Genomic DNA, 17,582 nt, shown 5'->3' on the forward strand with positions numbered 1-17,582 from the left:
TTTGCGGATATATCATGGTTGTGGTGGGGAATGTATCGCCTGTCTGGCTCAACGTGGAGGAGACATGGACGTACACGCCCGCCTTGCCCGCCACCTACTCGTCGACGGCTACCGGCTCGTGCTGGATCTGGAACTCAGTCAGGGATCCTGGCTCGTCGACGCCCGCGACGGCCGCCGATATCTGGACTTCTACACGTTCTTCGCCTCCGCGCCCCTCGGCGTGAACCCGCCCTTCGACCCGGACTTCAGCCGGCTCCTCGGCCAGGTGGCGCGTAACAAGCCCGCCAACTCCGACATTTACACCGAGCACCTGGCGGATTTCGCGGACACCTTCAGCCGCGTGCTCGGCGACCCCGCCCTGCCGCACCTGTTCTTCGTGGAGGGTGGCGCGCTGGCCGTCGAGAACGCCCTGAAGACCGCCTTCGACTACAAGAGCCGCCGCAACGAGGCCGCGGGCAGGTCGCCCGCCCTCGGCACCCGGGTCCTCCATCTCACCAAGGCCTTCCACGGCCGCAGCGGCTACACGATGAGCCTGACCAACACCGACCCGGTCAAGACCGAACGGTTCCCCGTCTTCGACTGGCCGCGCATCGACGTGCCCGCCATCCATTTCGGTGACGTCGAGGCGGCCGAGGAGCGGGCGCTCGCCCAGGCGCGCGCCGCGTTCGAGCGGCACCCGCACGACATCGCCTGTTTCATCGCCGAGCCCATCCAGGGCGAGGGCGGCGACAACCACATGCGCCCGCAGTTCCTGCAGGCCATGCAGCGGCTCTGTGCGGAGCAGGACGCGCTGTTCGTCCTGGACGAGGTCCAGACGGGAGGCGGTACGACCGGCACGCCCTGGGCCTACCAGCAGCTCGGCCTCTCGCCCGACATCGTGGCCTTCGCCAAGAAGGTCCAGGTGGGCGGCATAATGGCGGGCCGGCGCGTGGACGAGGTACCCGACAACGTCTTCAGCAAGAGCGGCAGGATCAACTCCACCTGGGGTGGCGGCCTGGTGGACATGGTGCGCAGCAGGGGCCTGCTGGAGATCGTCGAACGGGACAACCTGATCCCGCGCGCCGGCTCCCTGGGCTCCCTCATCCTCGAACGCCTCACCAAGCTCGAAGCCGAGCACCCCGTCACCGTCGCCAACGTGCGGGGCCGCGGCCTGATGTGCGCTCTGGACCTGCCTGACGCCGCCGAACGCGACGCCCTGGTCACCCACCTGCGCGAGGAGGCGGGCGTCCTGGTGCTTCCGTGCGGCCCGCGCAGCATCCGCCTGCGCCCCGCGCTCAACATTTCCGAGCACGACCTGGACCACGGCCTCTCGGCCCTGTCCGCGGCCCTGGAGCAGCGCCCGTAAGCGTCGGCCCACGGACAACTGGCGGCGTCCTTCACCCGAGCGGCGCCGCCGACCCGTCCTGCCGGGCCGGCATGCCCAGCACCTGGCCGGCGGGCGGCGCCCACCTGACCGTGCCGTAGAAAGGACCTACTCGGAGGACCGGGACCGCCACAACCCGATGGCGGTGACGCGCGAGTCCACGCCGAGCTTGGCGTAGATGCGATTGACGTGATTCTTGACCGTCTTCTCGCTGAGAAACAGTCGCTGCGCGATCTGCCCGTTGGACTGGCCCGTGGCGATCAGGTCCATGACCTCGGCTTCGCGCTTGCTCAATGACGTGAACACGCTGTCGAACGCTGCGTCGTCGACTCTCATCCGGCCTCCGGGGCACGAAGACGGTCAGATCGCCGAGGCCCCCCGCGCTTCCGGCGTTAGCGGTAGACAGCGAGCATAACTCGCATTGTCATGTTTTGGGGACAATGCCGGAAGAAAACGGCAACGGCCGGTCCAGAAGGACCGGCCGTTGGCGTTTGGGGTGAGTGAAGGGACTTGAACCCTCGACATCCAGGACCACAACCTGGCGCTCTACCAGCTGAGCTACACCCACCAAGAGCCGCTCGCTAGAACGGCACAGGAAAAGTGTAGCGGTGTTCGGGACTCTTTACGCCACTCATTAACCCGTGACACGCTCGGCGAGCGTCCTGGCCGTGGCCGAGTCGGGCCCGGGCTGCCCGACGAACACGGCGGCGCGATAGTAGCGCAACTCTCTGATGCTCTCCGTGATGTCCGCCAGCGCCCGGTGGCCGCCCTGTTTCTCGGGCGCGGCGAAGTAGACGCGCGGATACCAGCGGCGCACCAGCTCCTTGATCGACGAGACGTCGATCATCCGGTAGTGCAGATAGGCGTCCAGCGCCGGCATGTCCCTCGACAGGAACGTGCGGTCGGTGCCGATGGAGTTGCCGCAGAGCGGGGCCTTCTTCGGCTCCGGGATGTGGCGGCGGATGTAGTCGAGCACGAGTGACTCCGCCTCCGCCAGCGTCACGCCGCCTGCCAGCTCGGGCAGCAGTGCGGAGGCGGTGTGCATCTCGCGGACCACCTGCGACATCTGCTCAAGCGACTCCGGCGGTGGCTTGATGACCACGTCGACGCCCTTGTCCAGCTGGTTGAGCTCGCTGTCGGTGACGATGCACGCCACCTCGACGAGCGCGTCCCGCCCCAGATCGAGCCCGGTCATCTCGCAGTCGATCCAGACCAGCAAGTCACTCATTCGTTCTCCTCGCCGCAGCGGCTCGGAGTGACCCGCCCGCTTGCTTACCCCACCAGCCTAGTGCCACCGGTCAGGCGGGCTTGAGCGAGCTCAGAACCTCGCTGAGGAGGTCGGCGCCGAGATTGTCCGGGACGGACGCGTACGCGAGCGCCGGGCGCTCACCCTCGCCGCGGTCCATGAGCACGATCGCGCCGTTCTCCTTCTTCCACTTGTAGCCCTTCTTCTTCGACTCCTCGGTGAAGTCCAGCTCGAACTGGAGCACCCAGGCGTCCTTGTCGCCGATCTTCATGGCCTTGTCCGAGACGATCTTGGTCTCGTGGGGGATCTGGTAGTACTTGGCGAAGTCGACGAAGACGGCCTTGGCCGTGTCGCCCATGCCGGACGCTCCGGAGTAGGGATAGAGCTCGTTCAGCACCCCGAGGTAGACGTTGCCGACCCAGTCGCTCTCGGCCTCGTAGTTCTGGTGCGACATCGCCTGCACGCCGCTCGACCATTGCTGCTGCGCCGGGTTGTTGCTGTTGATCGTGTTGGACTCCGGCACCTGCCAGCCCCGCGGCACCGCGTACGAGAGCCCCGCCTGGGAGTCGGTGATGCGGCCGGACTCCGGCGCGGGCAGCTCGCCCGAGGCCGTCGGCGGCTCCGTGGTCGGCGCCGGTTCCTCGGTCTCCTCCTGTGTCTCGGAGGGAGTGTCGGAGGGCAGCGCGGTGGGTCGGGAGTCGTTGTTCACCAGGAAGACGCCGGCCACCACGATCAGGGCGACCACGACCAGCGCCGCGAGGCCGCCGAACACCCACGGCAGCGGGTTGCTCCGTTTGGGCGGGGGGCCGTAGCCGGGGCCGGGGAGCGGCGTGCCGCTCCACTGGGTCGGCTGCTGCTGGCCGTAGGAGCCCTGCGGCGGCTGGCCGTAAGGGCCCTGCGGCGGCTGGCCGTAGGCGAGTGTCGGATTCGCGGGGGTGGCCGACCAGTCGGGCTGCTGCTGGTGACCGTAGGGCTGCTGCGGGCCGGAGGTCGGCTGGGCGCCGGAGGAGGGCTGCCGCTGCTCGGATCCCTGCTCCAGAGGGTGGGTGGCGTCCGTCCACTGAGCGCCGTCCCACCACCGGAGTTGCGGCGATCCGTACGGGTCGGGGTACCAGCCCGCGGGGGTCTGCGTGGTCATGCCCGTCAGAGTAGTAAGAACCGGTTTGAGATGCATTGTTGCGAGGTTTAACACTTGTAGGTGAAGCTCGCCTTTCCGGTCCTCAGCGGGCCCGGCGACAACACGCGTAACGTGGCCGTGGCCTTGACGGTGCTCTTGCCCTTCAGCGACCACCTCAGCGGCACGCTGTAGGAGGTCTTGTCGGACGTGGTCCGCAGGGTGGCCTTGACCACGTCCTTGTCCAGGTTCTTGCGCCATTCGTAGCTGATCTCGCCGGTCGCGCCGTTGGTGACGATCGTGCCGGTGATCAGCACGGAGCTGTTGCAGCGCTGGGTCTTCTTCGGCGCGGTGACGGCGACGGAGGCGACCGCCAGCTCCGGCGCGTCGCCCAGCCTGAGCCAGGCCACGGTCGCCCCGGCCAGGATGACGGCCAGGACGGCGGCCGCCAGGATCGTCCGGCGGCGCCGCGCCCGCGACGCCCTGGCACGGCGGCCGTCGCCTCGCCGGGCGGCGGAGGAGCCCTCGCGCCAGATCCGTTCGGCCGGCGTCTCGGTGCCCACGCCCGGGCCGAAGCGCACTCCGTCCTGGTCGGCGGGCCGGCTGCCGGGGCTCAGGTGCGTCGGCGCCTGGCTGCTCACCATCGCCCGGCCGTCCTGCCCCGGCCCCGCGGTGAACCGCCCACCGGTTCCCGCGCCCGATTCCGCGCCCGGTACGTGCAGCAGTGTGACGATGTCCCCCTCGTCGCGGTCCGTCTCCCGGCCGTCGTCCGGCCTCGAGTACGCCGCCGGTTGCGCGAACACCGACTGGCCGCGTGCCGCCTGGGCCAGCCCATGGCGGCCGATCACGCCCCCCGGCAGCAGGTCACGCTCGGCCAGCAGCATGCTCCTGGCTGCCGCCAGCCCCCGGATGGTCGCCGTCGCCGCGGCCCGTTCGAACAGGTCGGCGGCCCTGGGCGCGCCGCGTGCGCACGTGGCGGCCAGCCCGCGCGCCAGTGACGCCCACCCCGACGCGTCACGCTCGGGCGTGGAGAGCCGGCCTCGGATGGCATCCGACAGCCCGCGCTCCGACAGCAGTGCGGCGCCCTCGGCGGTGAGCACCACGGTGCCCGGATGCACCGAACCGTGCGTGACCCCGGCGGCGTGCAGCGCGACGAGGGTATGGGCCGTCTCGGCCAGCACGGACGCCGCGCCGGTCGCGTCCATCGTCCCGGCGGCCAGCAGCCCGGACAGGGTCGGGGTGACGGCCTGCGCGGTGAGCAGCCACACCTGCTCGCCGGCGGCCACCACGTCGGCCACCGGGATCAGCCCGGGCAGCCCGCCCAGGACCAGCCTGCGGTCGGTCAGCACCGTCGCCACGACGCGGTCACGAACCCCCGGCATGTCGATGATCCGGGCGTCGAACAGCAGCGCCCCGGCCCTGCGGCCGTCAGGTGAGATCGCGTCGATCCAGTTGCCCACCTCGGTGATCCAGGTGTGCTCGGTCAGCCGGAACCCGGCAATGCCATTCCTCGGATTGCTCATCGGCGTTGCCCCCCGGCGCGTCTAACGCTTCCTGCGATGCCGTCCCGCCATGCGACGTTTCACCGCCAGTGTGACCGGAACCGCGCCGGACGTCACCAGGCCGAGCGCGAGCAGCGCGCCCGGTGCCACGGTGGCCGCCTGTGGCCGGATGCTGGGATCGCGGGTCTGCTCCGGGCTGGAGTCACCGGCCGGGCCGCTCTCCGACTCCTGGGGCTCGCCGTCGGAGCTGGGTCTCGGGGTCTCGGACCGGGTTTCCGAGGGGGTGCTGGTGGGCCGCGTCGGCCGGGTCGTGGGCCGGGTCGTGGGCTGTGTGGACTGCGTCGGGGTCGGCGTGGCCGACGGCGTCCTGTCGTCGTCGGCGCGGGCCTCGCCGGACAGCACCGGATCGGGCGAGTCGGTCGGGGTCGGCGTGGGCGTCCTCACCCGAGTGCGGGTGGCCCTGGGCTTCGGGGTCTTGACCGTAGGGCTCTTGACCGTAGGGCTCTTGACGGGGGCCGTCGTGGCCGGGTCGGCGATCGGCGGGGCGGCACTCGTCGTGTCCGCCGGCTCCGTGGCCTCCTCGGCGGTGGGCGTCGGCTCCTCCTCCGGCGGGTCGGTCTCGAGTAAGTCGGTGGCCGGCGGCTCGGTCGTCGGCGCGAGCGCGCTCGGCGTCACCGCCGAGGTCTGCGCCCGCAGCGCCGGTTCTTCGTCGAGGGTGTTCACCAGCACGATCGCGACCGCGATCACCACTCCGGCGCACGCGGTGCTGATCGCGGCCTTGGCCGAGAGCTTGCTCATCAGCTTGGACGGCTCGCGGAAGCGGGTCTCGGCCAGCGCGGTCTGCGCCTCGGCCGGCGCGTCGGTGGGGCTCGGGAACAGCAGGAGCAGCAGGCCGGCCAGGGCGGCCAGACGGCGCCTGCCGCGCTCCTCCCACTCGGGCCCGTACGCGTCGGCCGCGATGGCCTCCAGCTCGGTCAGGAACGCCTCGGCCGACGGCGGCCGCTCGCTCGCGTGCTTGGCCAGGCCGCGCTCGACCAGGCCACGCAGCGGGGCCGGCACCTCCTCGACCGGCGGTGGTGTGGCCTGGTGCTGCCGCGCCAGCGCCGCGACGTTGGACGCGCGGAAGGGGCGGGCGCCGGTCAGGCACTCGAAGAACACCACGGTGGCGGCGTAGACGTCGGTGGTCGGCGCGGCCGGGGCGCCCGACCACTGCTCAGGCGCCATGTACGGCGGCGTGCCGGCGGCACTCGTCCCCTCGCCGGCCATGACCGCGATGCCGAAGTCGACGAGCTTGCTGGCGCCGTCGCCCTGGACGATCACGTTCTCCGGCTTGAAGTCGCGGTGCACGACGCCGATCGCGTGCGCGGCCGCCAGTCCCTGGAGGGAGCCCTTGAGCACCGTCAGCGCGGCCTCGGGGCCGGTGGGACCCTGCGACCTCAGCAGTTCGCGCAGCGAGACGCCGTTGACCAGCTCCATGATGATGGCCGCGCCGTACCCGGTCTCGATGTAGTCGATCAGGCGGGCGTTGTGCGGGCTGCGCATGGTGCCGAGCAGCCTGGCCTCGTGGCGGAAACGGGCGACGAACCCCACATCGGACTTGAGCTCGTCAGAGAGGTACTTGACGGCGACTTCGGCCCCGTCGTGGTCGCGTGTGGCCAGGACCACCCGGCCGGCGGCGCCGCTGCCGAGCTCGCGAACCTCGGTGTACCCGGGGACCCCCCATTGCCCATCACCGTACATAACGGTCTCCTCCGGAGTCTTCTGGGCCCCCACCCTTAACAGACGGAGCGTAGCTTAACCGGCCGCCACCTAGCCCTGTCATCAGATATCCCTCTTGCGGACTAAGTCAGATATCAGTCGACGGTGCCGGGATCGTCGGGGCGCGGCGACGCGGGACTCTCCGTGGGGTTCTCGGAGGGATCCTTGGTGGGCTGCTCCGAAGGCTCCTCGGTGTCCTCCGTGGGCAGCTCCTCCGGCTCGCAGGCCGGGGTCTTCCCGCTGTAGGAGGCGCCCCCGTTGCCCGCCCGGGGCACGGTGGTGGCCCGCACCAGCCAGGTCGTCCCGCACGGCACCCGGGCGTAGGTGTGGCTCACCGTGGTGCCGTAGGAGGTCTCGCCCGACAGGGGCACCGCCTTGCTGCCTGCGAGCCTGCCGCCCACGTAGAAGGCGACGTTCAGCCGTACGGGCCGCTCGTTGCCGGTGACCACCGAGATCGACGCCGTGGCGGTCCCTCCGTCGCCGAGCACGGCGCGCGGGATCGACACCCGCTTCACCTCCGGCGGGCAGCTGACCCTGGCGCTTCGCGTGGCCGTACGCCCGCCCGCGAGCACCCGCACCGAGACGGTGGCCCCGCACGGGCGGGACCTGAAGGCGTGGGAGAAGACCCGCGTGTACGAGGTCCGCCCGGACAAGGTCGCCTCCCGGGTCGCGACCCGGTCCCCGTTGACCGAGAACGCCGCCGTCACCGGCACCGCCGCGGTGCCGCTGGCCGTCATGGTGACCCGGGCGCGGGCGGTGCCGCCGGGGGCGGCGGCCATCTGGAGCGCCACGCGCAGTCCCGTCACCCGCGTCGGGCACTCGGGCACGCTCACCGTGGCCGACCTCGCCCCGCCGGGGGCCGCCGGGGTGGTGCTGACGGTCAACGTGACGTCCTTGCCGCACGGCGCGTCGGGCAGGACGTACCGCAGGGAGCGGGTGTAGCCGGTGGCGTCGCTCAGCGGTAAGCGCTCCTCGTGGACCACCTGGCCGGAGACCCGCCAGGTCGCGTTCATGACGATGGGCCCGATTCCGCTGGTGGTCACGGTGAACCTCCCGCCCGCCACAGCGCCGGCCGCGGTGCCGTCCACGGTGAAGCCGTCCAGGCGGAGACCAGACACCGTGGTCACCGGCGGGGTGGTCACGGACGGCGTGCTCACGGACGGCGTGGGCGACACGGACGGCGTGGGCGACACGGACGGCGTGGGGGAGGTGCTCACGGGCGGCGACGTGCTCGTGGACGGCGTGGGCGACGTGCTGGCCGTCGCGGTCGGCGAGCTCGACACCGCCGGCGTGCTGTCGGCGGAGGTGGAAGGGGACGCCGAGACGGTGGCGGGCGTGATCGCCGTGTCGCTGGCGGGGTCGGAGACGCTGGGCAGCCCGCCGAGCGAGGGATCCTCGGTGAGCGTCTCCTCCGGGGTCTCGCTCGGGATGGCGGGAGGGGGCGACGGCAGCCCCGCCGGGATGCCCGATTCGGTCGGCGCGGCCGCCACCGGGTCGAACGGCGTCTCACGATCCCTGTTGGCCATCACGATCACCACCGTCACGGCCACCAGCGTGGCCAGGGCGGTGCCCATCGCCATCTTCACCGCGCCGGCGCGAACGCCGCGCGCGCTGCGGAACACGGTCTGCGCCAGCGAAGTAGTGACCTGCGGGGCCGCCGGAGCCTGCGGCACGGGCAGCAGCAGGGCGAGCAGCAACACCAGCCCGGCCAGCCGCCGCCTGCCGCGCTCTTCCCAGTCCTCGCCGTAGGCGGCCCTGGCGGCCTCCTCGAGCTCGGCCACGAACGTCTCGGCACTGACGGGCCGGGCCGCCGGGTCCTTGGCCAGCCCGCGCAGGATCAGCCCGCGCACCGGCTCGGGCGCGTCATGCGCGGGAACCGGCGCGTGCACGTGCTGGTAGCCGAGCACGCTCGGCTCGGTCGAGCGGTAGGGCCGGTGCCCGGTCAGGCACTCGAAGAACACGACCGTCGCGGCGTAGACGTCGGTGGCGGCCGAGGAGGGCTGCCCGGACCACAGCTCGGGCGCCATGTACGGGGGCGTGCCCTCGGGCTGGGAGATCGTCCCCTGCCGCACGGCGATGCCGAAGTCGACCAGCTTGCTGGCGCCGTCCTCACGGACGATCACGTTCTCCGGTTTGTAGTCCCTGTGCACCAGCCCGATCGAGTGCGCTCTGGCCAGGCCGAGCAGCGACCCCTTCAGCACGACGAGGGCCGCCTCCGGCCCGGTGGTGCCGTTCTCGCGCAGCAGGGCCCGCAGGGAGACGCCGTTGACCAGCTCCATCACGATGGCCGCGCCATGCGTGTCCTGGATGTACTCCCAGAAGGTGGCGACGTTCGGGTCGCGCAGCGTGGTCAGCAGCCGCGCCTCCGCCCGGAACCGGGCGAGCGCCACCGGGTCGTGCCGCCACCTCTCCGAGAGGTATTTGATCGCGACCTTGATACCGGTCTCGTCGTGCACCGCCAGGACGACCCGGCCGCTGGCACCGGCCCCGATCTGCTTGACTTCCGTGTAACCGGGAGCTTCCCACTCCATTTGGCTCTCCCATCAGAAGTCGGGCCCACCTGATGAGACGTGTGATCTAGGAGCCGGGTTTGCCAGGTGGCACGTGTTTATAGAACTACTCTCGGCGGCTTATGTGAACAGGTATGTCGATTCCTTCTGATAGCGCCGGATCTGGCTGTGGTTCGCCCCACTTCGTCACGATCGGCAGCACGCCGGCCCACACGGGCAGCGCGTAGTCGGCCTCGTCGTCGTTCGGCGCGCCCCGGCGCATCTTGACGGACGCCTCCTCCAGCGACAGGGCCAGCACGGCGGTCGCGGCGAGCTCCTTGCGCGTGGGCCGCCGGACGTAGTCCCACTGGCCGGGCGCGAGCTGCTCGCTCAGCGCCCGCAGCGCCGCCAGCTGCTCCTCCTCGTCCGTCACGAGCCTGGCCCGGCCGTAGATGATCGCGGAGCGGTAGTTGACGGAGTGGTTGAAGATCGAGCGGGCCAGCACGATGCCGTCGACGTGGGTGACCGTGACGCACACCTCGCCATCGGAGCCGGCGCGCAGCGACCGGGCGCCGGTCGAGCCGTGCAGGTAGAGGGTCTCTCCGATGCGGCCGTAGCCGGTGGGGACCACCATGGGGTGGCCGTCGACCACCACGCCCAGATGGCAGAACAGACCGGTGTCGAGTACCTCGTACAGATCGTTCCTGTCGCTGCTGCCGCGGTGCTTCTCGCGGCCGAGCCGGGTGCGGGCGGTGGTGGAGAGCATGCGTCGACCGTAGCCAGAAAGTGGACCTATCCTATAGAGCCACTATCAGCCGCTTCCCGGAGACCACTTTCGTGCGTGCCCTCGTTGACCTGCCCGTGTCCCTGTCCAGGGAGGCGACCGTCCCGCTGACGGCACAGCTCGCCGACTGGTTGCGCGAGGCCATGCTGTCAGGGGCGCTCGCGCCCGGGGAGCGGCTGCCTTCCTCCCGCGGGCTCGCGGGGCAGCTCAAGGTGAGCCGGACGGTCGTCACGGAGGCCTACCAGCAGCTCTACGCCGAGGGCTGGCTGGAGGGGCGGCACGGCTCCGGCACCTTCGTCACCCCGCTCGAGTCGCCCCGCCGGTTCGTCCCGGAGACGCCGGGTCCCAGGATGCGGCGCAGAGCGGTGCCGGGCGAGAAGGAGATCAACCTGACGCCGGGCCATCCCTGGGTGCGCGACTACGACCGGGCCGCCTGGAAGCGGGCCTGGCGCAAGGCCGCGGAGCTGCCGCCCGGCGACTACCCCGATCCCTACGGCCTGCCGCGTCTCAGGGAGCTGCTCGCCGACCACCTGCGACGGGCCAGGGCGGTGGCGGTGGGGCCGGAGAACATCCTGGTCACCAGGGGCACCGGCAACGGGCTCGACCTGTGCGCGCTGGCGTTGCTCGGCGCCGGCACAAGAGCGGGCGTCGAGGATCCGGGCTATCACACGGCGCGCACCGTGTTCGCCGGGCGGGGGGCGGAGGTGGTGCCGTGCCTGGTGGACGAGGACGGGGTGATCGTCGACGGGCTGCCGGACGACCTGCGCCTGCTCTACACCACCCCCGCGCACCAGTATCCGCTGGGCGGGCGGCTGCCGATCTCCCGCAGGGAGCGGTTGCTGACCTGGGCCAGGCGTACCGGCGCGATCATCGTGGAGGACGACTACGACGCGGAGTTCCGCTACGACGTCGCCCCGCTGCCGGCCCTCTACGGCCTGGACCCGTCGCGGGTGGTGCTGCTCGGCACGCTGTCGAAGTCCCTGGCGCCGGACGTCGGGGTGGGCTGGCTGGTCGGCACGCCGGAGCTGCTGGACAGGATCGCGACGATCAGGCGCGGTGTGTCGGATCGCACGAGCGGACCGGTGCAGCAGGCGGTGGCGACCCTGCTGGAGGGCGGCGACCTCGACCGGCACCTGCGCAGGATGCGTCTGGAGTACGCGCGCCGCCGCGCCGTGGTCGTCGAGGTCCTCGGCGCCGTCTGCCGCCTGCGCGGCGACACTGCGGGCCTGCACGTGCTGGCCGAGCTGCCGCGGGGGGCGGCGACGGCGATCGTCGAGCGGGCCGCGGAGCGGGGTGTCCTGCTCGACACGGTCGAACGCCACCACTTCGGGCCCGAGCACGTGCACGGCCTGGTGATCGGTTACGGCTCCGCCTCGCTCTCGGACGTCAGGCGAGGGTGCCTGATCCTCGCCGAGCTGATCGGCGGCGGCCGAGCGGGTCAGGAGAGGGGCTGAACGGGCGGCGGCTGAGTCCGTGCCCCGGCACGGGTCGCGGGGGCCGGTTCGAGGTCGCGCAGCACCGGCAGGGAGCGGGAGGCGTACATCGGGTCCACGGGAAGGACGTTGCGGGCCCACCATCTGGCCGGCTCCGGGTCTCCGGAGGGCTCGGTGAATGGCAGGGCGTAGTCGTCGTACGGCGGGTCGTACAGGTAGCCCGTCGCGACCCCGTGCCGTTCCAGCTGGGCGATCGCGGCGTCGCGGTCGCGCACCAGCAGGGGGACGCGGAACAGGGGCTGGTCGAGATGGTCGTGGACGGCCGGGGCCGCCGAGGGCAGGGCGGCCAGCCGCTCGATGCCCGCCAGCCTGCGCGAGCGCTCCCTGGGCACCGCGGCCACCCGCCGGGCCTGGTACCAGCTGGCCAGGCGGCCTCGCTCGGTGCGGTAGGAGTGCAGGTCGGCCCGGACCCACGGGTCGAAGGGCGGCAGCAGGGGAGCGTGCGGGAGCGCCTTCGACAGCGATTCGGCGAGCAGCGGGATGCGGTAGCCCTCGCGTGGTTCCTCCATGCCCAGCGCCCGTGCCAGCCGCAGTGCCGGGCGGACGAGGTCGAGCCTCAGCGCCACCTGGCGGGCCATGGAGGTGGCCACGCTGAGTAATTCGTCCCGGAACGCGCCGGGTTCGAGGAGCTTGTCGCGGGCTTGCTCCAGCGCCTTCAGGTCCGCCACGTGCTCGACGGCCAGGACGCCGCCCGAGCCGGCGCCGGGGTGCTTGGAGAGACTGAAGACACCGGCCTGGCCGAAGGTGCCGAGCGGCCGGTCACCGACGCTCGTCTCCATGGCGTGCGCGACGTCCTCGATGAGGATCTTCCCGGCGAACGCCCCCACCTGGTCCGGCAGGCCGTACAGGTTGGTCGTCAGGACGGCGTCCACGGTCGAGAGGTCCACCCGGGCGGCGTCGATGTTGCCGTCGCGCGGTGAGAGCGGCGCGATCACCGGGCGCAGGCCGGCCGCCAGCACCAGGAAGAGGATCTCATCCGCCGAGACGGGCGACATGAGCAGCCGCTGGCCAGGCGTGCACCAGTGGCGCAGCGCCAGGTAGAGGCCGAGGCGGTTGGAGGGCAGCGGCAGGCAGTGCCTGCCGGTGCGCTCCGCGATCTGTCTCACCCGGGCAGGGCGGCGCGCAGCCGGCCGTAGGTTTTCAGCGCCCTGTCGGCTGTCTTGTGCAGCAGCGGGTTGGCCAGGACGGTGGCGCGGGCCTTGCGGGCGGGTACGCGCATCATCCAGTGCAGGCCCGCCGACGGGCTGCGCCGGGCGATGCGCCCCTCGGTCACGGCGAGCTCGCCGTTCTTGAGCTTCTCCTTGTACTCCTTGTGGCCGCGGCCCATGTCGATCACCTGGATGCCGGACGCGGCGGCCTTCTCGGCCATGGCCAGGTGGTGGATGAGGCCGGGGGAGTATTTGGCGAAGGCCGTGTCGTAGGCGGGGAACCAGCCGGCGAGGGTCGTGCGGGTGCGGATGCCGAAGTGCCCGGCCATCGGCGTGCCGTCCACGTACACCATGTCGAGGACGCCGGCGAAGCTGTCGGTCCGGGTGGCGTGCAGGCGCTCGACCAGCTCGACGATCCACTGGTGGGCGAACCTGTCGGTGCGTCCGGTGCGCCGGTACTGGTCGGTCTTCCAGCCGAGCAGCGTGCGCAGCGGCTCCAGGTCGGGGGTGGCGTAGTCGTGCCGGACCTCGCCGATGTCGCGCTGGAGCTTGCGCGACTTGGCGAGCGTGGTCTTGTAGGTCTTGCCGGAGTGCTCGCGCAGGAAGCCGCTGTAGTGGTCGTAGCCCTCGCGCAGGTCGATGATCGGCGAGGGGTAGGACTCGGACCGCGCGGCCTCCATCGGCTGGCCGGAGACGAGGTGGTCGTACTCGTAGACGGCGAGGCCGCACTGCTTGAGCAGCCAGTGCGGATCGATGCCGGCGTCCTTGACGTGGATCATGCCCTGCGCGTCGGTCAGCCCGGCGGCCACCGGTCTGCCGATGCCGAGAGGATGGCGCTCAAAGGGAAAAAATCCCACGATGTCGGGCCCGTCGTGGACGGCGGCCACCCAGACCATGTCCCGTAGCTCGCCGACGGTGATCGTGAACTCAGGGGAAAGGAAGGGATTGTCGAACGCGGCGTCGGCTTCCTGCAGTGCGCGCCAGCGGCTTACTTCGGGCTCTCCCAGCTCGCTGGGGCGAGCAAGTGTGACGTGCATGGGCTCCTACTGTCGACATGCCTTACTCGGATCAGCATGCAGGCAGACATGTAGGTCCAACCCTAGAGGATCTGGAGTGGTGGTTGTTATCGCAGGTCCCGAACGTTATCTAACTCTCAGGTGGCGCTCAGGACCGAGTGACGTTCTAATAGTTGTCCATGACCGTACCTGGGATTGACCGGCCCCGGCTCTTCGCGTGGCTGGGCCGGCACCTGCCCGACGCCGGCGAGCCCCTGTCCGTCTCGCTGATCGCCGGTGGGCGGTCGAACCTGACCTACCTGATCGAGACGCGGGAGCGGCGCGTCGTGCTGCGACGCCCGCCGCTCGGGCACGTGCTGCCCACCGCGCACGACATGCGGCGCGAGTGGCGGGTCATCTCGGCGCTCGCACCGACCCCGGTGCCCGTCCCCGAGCCGGTCGCCTTCTGCGCCGACGAGGAGGTCATCGGGGCGCCGTTCTACCTGATGGGCTACGTCGAGGGCGAGGCCGTGCGCAGCGCGGAGCAGCTCGGCGAGCCCGCGCCCGAACGGACCCGGCGGCTGTCGCAGCGGCTGGCCGAGGTGCTGGCCGCCATCCACGCCGTCGACTACCGCGAGGTGGGCCTGGCGGACTTCGGCCGCCCCGAGGGTTACCTGGCGCGCCAGCTCGAACGGTGGGGCCAGCAGTGGGAGCGGTCGAAGACCGAGGACCTGCCCGCCTACGACAGGCTCGCCGCCCGGCTGCGCGAGCGCCTGCCGGACGGCCCGGCCGGCACGCTGGTGCACGGCGACTACCGGCTCGACAACACCCTGGTCCGGATCGGGCCGGCGGAGCTGGAGATCCTGGCCGTGGTGGACTGGGAGATGTCCACGCTGGGCGACCCGCTGGCGGACCTCGGGCTCACGCTGACCTACTGGCAGGACCGGGGTGACGAGGAGCGGGCCCAGATCCCGGTGGCCGGGGACGTGACGGCCGCGCCCGGCTTCATGAACGCCGCCGAGTTCGCCGCCCACTACGCGAAGATCTCCGGTCGCGATATTTCGGACCTCGGGTTCTATGTGGCCTTCGGCAATTTCAAGCTCGCGGTCATCGTGCAGGGTATCCACGCCCGCTTCCAGCAGGGTAAGACCGTGGGTGAGGGCTTCGAGCGGATCGGAGCCGCCGTGCCTACCCTCATCGCCCGCGCCCACCGGATGCTCGACGAGTCGTGACCGTCCCCACCACCTCTGACCAGCCGTGACCCACCTCCCGAGGAGCGCTATGAGCACTGTTGCACTGATCACCGGAGCGGCGAGCGGCATCGGGGCCTCCGTGGCCCGGCGCCTGTCTGTGGGCGGCGCCACGTGCGTCCTGGTCGACCTCGACGCCGACGGCGTCGAGCGGCTGGCCAAGGAACTCGGGGGCGCGTGGCTGGCCGCCGACGTCAGCACCGAGGAGGCCTCGCAGCGCGCCGTCGAGCTGGCCCAGGAGAGGTACGGCCGGCTCGACCTGGTCCATCTCAACGCGGGCATCTCCAGCGGCGTGGACCTGGCGGCCTTCGACCTCGCCCGCTACCGCAAGGCGGTCGGGGTGAACGTGGACGGCGTGGTCTTCGGCGTGGCCGCGAGCCTGCCGCTGCTCAAGCGCTCGGGCGGAGGTGCGATCGTCGTCACGGCGTCGCTGGCCGGGCTCGTCGGCTACGACGGCGACCCGATCTACACGATGACCAAGCACGCCGTCGTCGGCCTGGTCAGAGGGCTGGCCGCGCCGCTGGCCAAGGAGAACATCAGGATCGGCGCCGTCTGCCCCGGCTTCACCGACACCCCGCTGGTGGCCGAGGCCAAGGAACTGTTCGTCAGCGCCGGCTTCCCGCTGCTGGACGCCGACGACGTGGCGGCCGCCGTCGAGTCCGCCTTCTACTCCGAGGAATCGGGCACTCTGCTCATCGTGCAGCCTGGCAGGCAACCGGTGCCGTACCGTTATGCGGGAGTCCCCGGACCTGTGACCGGCCAGCGCCCACCATCTTCCTGATCAGTCGCAAGTGTCCCGCAAGTAGTGCGGATACGGTTGAAGGGCCGGGCGACCTCGCCCGGCCTTTTTTGGAACGTTGCGTGAGGGGTGGGTTCCGTGATTCCTACGGACGGTCGACATGCCCGCAGGCGGTCACCATGGCCGATCGCTCTAGGAGCCGGAATCCTCGCCATTCTGCTCGTGGCGGGCATCATGGCCTATACGAGTATGAAGTCGGGGTCCAAGGCCGAGTTCACCGGCGGCGAGGTGGCCAAGCCCGGCCCCGCCGAGCCGGCCCCCCTGCTGGAGCCGCCGCCCGCGGTCGCCGACTGGCCGCGCTGGGGCATCACCCACACCCAGTACAGCGCGGACAACAGCTCCGCCGAGGTGCAGGACCAGGCCAGGGGGATTCTCGGCCGGGTGCCCATGCTGCAGAACCAGCACATCATGGGCTGGGGCGTCAACAACCCCGAGCCGAGCCCCGGCCAGTACAACCTCCGTGACCTCAACCGCCGGCTGAAGTTCATGGCGTCGTCGCGGGCGATCCCGATCATCACGCTGTGCTGCGCCCCCGACTGGATGAAGGGCGGCAAGGCGGGACGTACCGACTGGACCAAGAACCACACGGTCGCGCCCAACCCCGAGCACTTCGACGACTACGCCAAGCTCGCGGTCAAGATCGCCAAGCAGTACCCGACGGTCAAGCACTTCATGGTGTGGAACGAGTTCAAGGGCTTCTGGAACCCGTCGACCAACCGATGGGACGCCGAGGGCTACACCGAGCTCTACAACAAGATCTACGACGCGCTGAAGAAGGTGAACCCGGAGATCCAGATCGGCGGCCCCTACGTGCCGATCGAGAGCACCTCACGCCAGAGTCCCTCCGAGCTGAGCGGCACCTACGGCACGATCGACCAGCGAGCCCTCGACGCGATCGAATACTGGATCGAGCACAAGAAGGGCGCCGACTTCATCGTCGTCGACGGCGCGACCATGACGACGGACAAGGGCAACATCCCCGACGACTTCGCCGCCACGGCCAAGTTCAGCGCCATCACCAACTGGCTCAGGGAGAAGGCCGGCGACCTGCCGGTCTGGTGGGCCGAGTGGTACGTCGAGCCGGACGACTCCGGCTGGACCGAGGCCAAGCGCACCGCCGTGCAGGCCGCCACGCTCATGGAGTTCGCCAAGAGCGGCGTGACCACGGCCCTCTACTGGAACCCCCAGTCCAAGGACGCGGGCGCCTGCAACGGCTGCCTGTGGGATTCCGGCAACGGCGTCGAGATGCCCATGGCGGGGCTGCTGAGCGGCTTCACCAAGTGGTTCCCCGCCGGGGTGCCGATCGAGCAGGTCCAGTCGTCGGATCCGAAGGTCAGGGTGCTGGCGCAAGCACGCCAGGTCGTCATGGTCAACACCGGCGACGCCGCCGTGACGGCCACCGTCGACGGCAAGCAGGTGACGCTCAAGCCGTACGAAATCAAGTGGAGCTCTCGGGGGGCTTCCTAGCGCGGCCCTCCTGCACCCTCCGGTACGTCAGGGAGCGCAGCAGCCACTCCACCGGACCGTAGCGGTGCCCGCGCAGCCACCACCGGCTGTAGAGGACCTGCGTGGCGAAGACGGCCGCCGCCGGCCCCAGCTGGAGCGGCGGTGTCGTCATCAGGGGACATCATCCCGCACAAC

General features: G+C 70.8%; 15 protein-coding genes and 1 tRNA gene. 5 read left to right on the plus strand and 11 right to left on the minus strand.

The genetic code is table 11. From position 1 onward, the window contains the following. Window positions 1–64: 64 nt before the first annotated feature. Window positions 65–1,345, plus strand: a complete 1,281-nt coding sequence (gene lat, locus V5E28_RS10180; protein WP_336206186.1) for an L-lysine 6-transaminase — start codon at window positions 65–67, stop codon at window positions 1,343–1,345. 126 nt (window positions 1,346–1,471) lie between these two features. Here the strand turns inward: lat and V5E28_RS10185 are convergent, their stop codons facing one another. The 8 genes from V5E28_RS10185 to V5E28_RS10220 all read right to left on the minus strand — a co-directional run bounded on the left by V5E28_RS10185 (window position 1,472) and on the right by V5E28_RS10220 (window position 10,238). Beyond that, on the minus strand, window positions 1,472–1,699 hold the full coding sequence (locus V5E28_RS10185) for a helix-turn-helix domain-containing protein (RefSeq protein WP_189136749.1): 228 nt from the start codon (window positions 1,697–1,699) through the stop codon (window positions 1,472–1,474). Between the two features lie 156 nt (window positions 1,700–1,855). Continuing rightward, window positions 1,856–1,931: transfer RNA gene (locus V5E28_RS10190), tRNA-His, on the minus strand. Between the two features lie 66 nt (window positions 1,932–1,997). Then, on the minus strand, window positions 1,998–2,591 hold the full coding sequence (orn, locus tag V5E28_RS10195) for an oligoribonuclease (protein ID WP_336206187.1): 594 nt from the start codon (window positions 2,589–2,591) through the stop codon (window positions 1,998–2,000). Between the two features lie 70 nt (window positions 2,592–2,661). Then, a complete protein-coding gene (locus tag V5E28_RS10200; RefSeq protein WP_336206189.1) occupies window positions 2,662–3,747 on the minus strand; it encodes a DUF2510 domain-containing protein in 1,086 nt (361 codons plus the stop codon). A gap of 47 nt (window positions 3,748–3,794) precedes the next feature. Continuing rightward, entirely contained in the window at window positions 3,795–5,246 is a 1,452-nt protein-coding gene (locus V5E28_RS10205; RefSeq protein WP_336206191.1) for a hypothetical protein, read from the minus strand. Window positions 5,247–5,267: 21 nt separating this feature from the next. After that, window positions 5,268–6,965: a serine/threonine-protein kinase gene (locus tag V5E28_RS10210; protein WP_336206193.1), complete on the minus strand. Its 1,698-nt coding sequence runs from the start codon at window positions 6,963–6,965 to the stop codon at window positions 5,268–5,270. Window positions 6,966–7,078: 113 nt separating this feature from the next. Then, window positions 7,079–9,514 (minus strand): serine/threonine-protein kinase, encoded by a 2,436-nt coding sequence (locus V5E28_RS10215; protein WP_336206194.1) that lies wholly within the window; start codon window positions 9,512–9,514, stop codon window positions 7,079–7,081. A gap of 85 nt (window positions 9,515–9,599) precedes the next feature. Further along, window positions 9,600–10,238, minus strand: coding sequence for a pyridoxamine 5'-phosphate oxidase family protein (locus tag V5E28_RS10220; RefSeq protein ID WP_336206195.1), 639 nt, complete (start codon window positions 10,236–10,238; stop codon window positions 9,600–9,602). Between the two features lie 71 nt (window positions 10,239–10,309). Here V5E28_RS10220 and pdxR point away from each other — a divergent pair, with 71 nt between their 5' ends. Next, window positions 10,310–11,710 (plus strand): MocR-like pyridoxine biosynthesis transcription factor PdxR, encoded by a 1,401-nt coding sequence (gene pdxR, locus V5E28_RS10225; protein WP_336206197.1) that lies wholly within the window; start codon window positions 10,310–10,312, stop codon window positions 11,708–11,710. On the opposite strand, the gene V5E28_RS10230 is transcribed toward pdxR, so the two are convergent. After that, complete coding sequence (locus tag V5E28_RS10230) at window positions 11,695–12,855, minus strand: DegT/DnrJ/EryC1/StrS family aminotransferase (RefSeq protein WP_336206199.1); 1,161 nt, start codon at window positions 12,853–12,855, stop codon at window positions 11,695–11,697. The two genes, pdxR and V5E28_RS10230, sit on opposite strands and share 16 nt — an antisense overlap. Next, window positions 12,852–13,934 (minus strand): GNAT family N-acetyltransferase, encoded by a 1,083-nt coding sequence (locus tag V5E28_RS10235; protein WP_336206202.1) that lies wholly within the window; start codon window positions 13,932–13,934, stop codon window positions 12,852–12,854. Before V5E28_RS10235 ends, V5E28_RS10230 begins: the two co-directional genes overlap by 4 nt. A 158-nt stretch (window positions 13,935–14,092) precedes the next feature. On the opposite strand from V5E28_RS10235, the gene V5E28_RS10240 reads away from it, so the two are divergent. The 3 genes from V5E28_RS10240 (at window position 14,093) to V5E28_RS10250 (ending at window position 17,408) form a co-directional block, all read left to right on the plus strand. Beyond that, window positions 14,093–15,124: a phosphotransferase family protein gene (locus V5E28_RS10240; RefSeq protein WP_336206204.1), complete on the plus strand. Its 1,032-nt coding sequence runs from the start codon at window positions 14,093–14,095 to the stop codon at window positions 15,122–15,124. 49 nt (window positions 15,125–15,173) lie between these two features. Next, window positions 15,174–15,923 carry an SDR family oxidoreductase gene (locus V5E28_RS10245; protein WP_336206205.1) on the plus strand — a complete coding sequence of 250 codons (750 nt, stop codon included), beginning with the start codon at window positions 15,174–15,176 and terminating at the stop codon, window positions 15,921–15,923. A 207-nt stretch (window positions 15,924–16,130) separates the two neighbouring features. Beyond that, window positions 16,131–17,408 (plus strand): GH39 family glycosyl hydrolase, encoded by a 1,278-nt coding sequence (locus tag V5E28_RS10250; protein WP_336206206.1) that lies wholly within the window; start codon window positions 16,131–16,133, stop codon window positions 17,406–17,408. Here V5E28_RS10250 and V5E28_RS10255 read toward each other — a convergent pair. Then, complete coding sequence (locus V5E28_RS10255) at window positions 17,380–17,559, minus strand: DUF418 domain-containing protein (RefSeq protein ID WP_336206208.1); 180 nt, start codon at window positions 17,557–17,559, stop codon at window positions 17,380–17,382. The two genes, V5E28_RS10250 and V5E28_RS10255, sit on opposite strands and share 29 nt — an antisense overlap. Between the last annotated feature and the right edge of the window lie 23 nt (window positions 17,560–17,582).

This window comes from Nonomuraea sp. LPB2021202275-12-8 (assembly GCF_037044575.1).
GTDB lineage: Bacteria > Actinomycetota > Actinomycetes > Streptosporangiales > Streptosporangiaceae > Nonomuraea.

Excerpts from the sequence above, each read along its gene's own strand:
- lat (WP_336206186.1), top strand. The coding sequence starts at position 65 with ATGGACGTACACGCCCGCCTTGCCCGCCACCTACTCGTCGACGGCTAC.
- V5E28_RS10185 (WP_189136749.1), bottom strand. The coding sequence starts at position 1,699 with ATGAGAGTCGACGACGCAGCGTTCGACAGCGTGTTCACGTCATTGAGC.
- orn (WP_336206187.1), bottom strand. The coding sequence starts at position 2,591 with ATGAGTGACTTGCTGGTCTGGATCGACTGCGAGATGACCGGGCTCGAT.
- V5E28_RS10200 (WP_336206189.1), bottom strand. The coding sequence starts at position 3,747 with ATGACCACGCAGACCCCCGCGGGCTGGTACCCCGACCCGTACGGATCG.
- V5E28_RS10205 (WP_336206191.1), bottom strand. The coding sequence starts at position 5,246 with ATGAGCAATCCGAGGAATGGCATTGCCGGGTTCCGGCTGACCGAGCAC.
- V5E28_RS10210 (WP_336206193.1), bottom strand. The coding sequence starts at position 6,965 with ATGTACGGTGATGGGCAATGGGGGGTCCCCGGGTACACCGAGGTTCGC.
- V5E28_RS10215 (WP_336206194.1), bottom strand. The coding sequence starts at position 9,514 with ATGGAGTGGGAAGCTCCCGGTTACACGGAAGTCAAGCAGATCGGGGCC.
- V5E28_RS10220 (WP_336206195.1), bottom strand. The coding sequence starts at position 10,238 with ATGCTCTCCACCACCGCCCGCACCCGGCTCGGCCGCGAGAAGCACCGC.
- V5E28_RS10235 (WP_336206202.1), bottom strand. The coding sequence starts at position 13,934 with ATGCACGTCACACTTGCTCGCCCCAGCGAGCTGGGAGAGCCCGAAGTA.
- V5E28_RS10240 (WP_336206204.1), top strand. The coding sequence starts at position 14,093 with ATGACCGTACCTGGGATTGACCGGCCCCGGCTCTTCGCGTGGCTGGGC.
- V5E28_RS10245 (WP_336206205.1), top strand. The coding sequence starts at position 15,174 with ATGAGCACTGTTGCACTGATCACCGGAGCGGCGAGCGGCATCGGGGCC.
- V5E28_RS10250 (WP_336206206.1), top strand. The coding sequence starts at position 16,131 with ATGAAGTCGGGGTCCAAGGCCGAGTTCACCGGCGGCGAGGTGGCCAAG.
- V5E28_RS10255 (WP_336206208.1), bottom strand. The coding sequence starts at position 17,559 with ATGACGACACCGCCGCTCCAGCTGGGGCCGGCGGCGGCCGTCTTCGCC.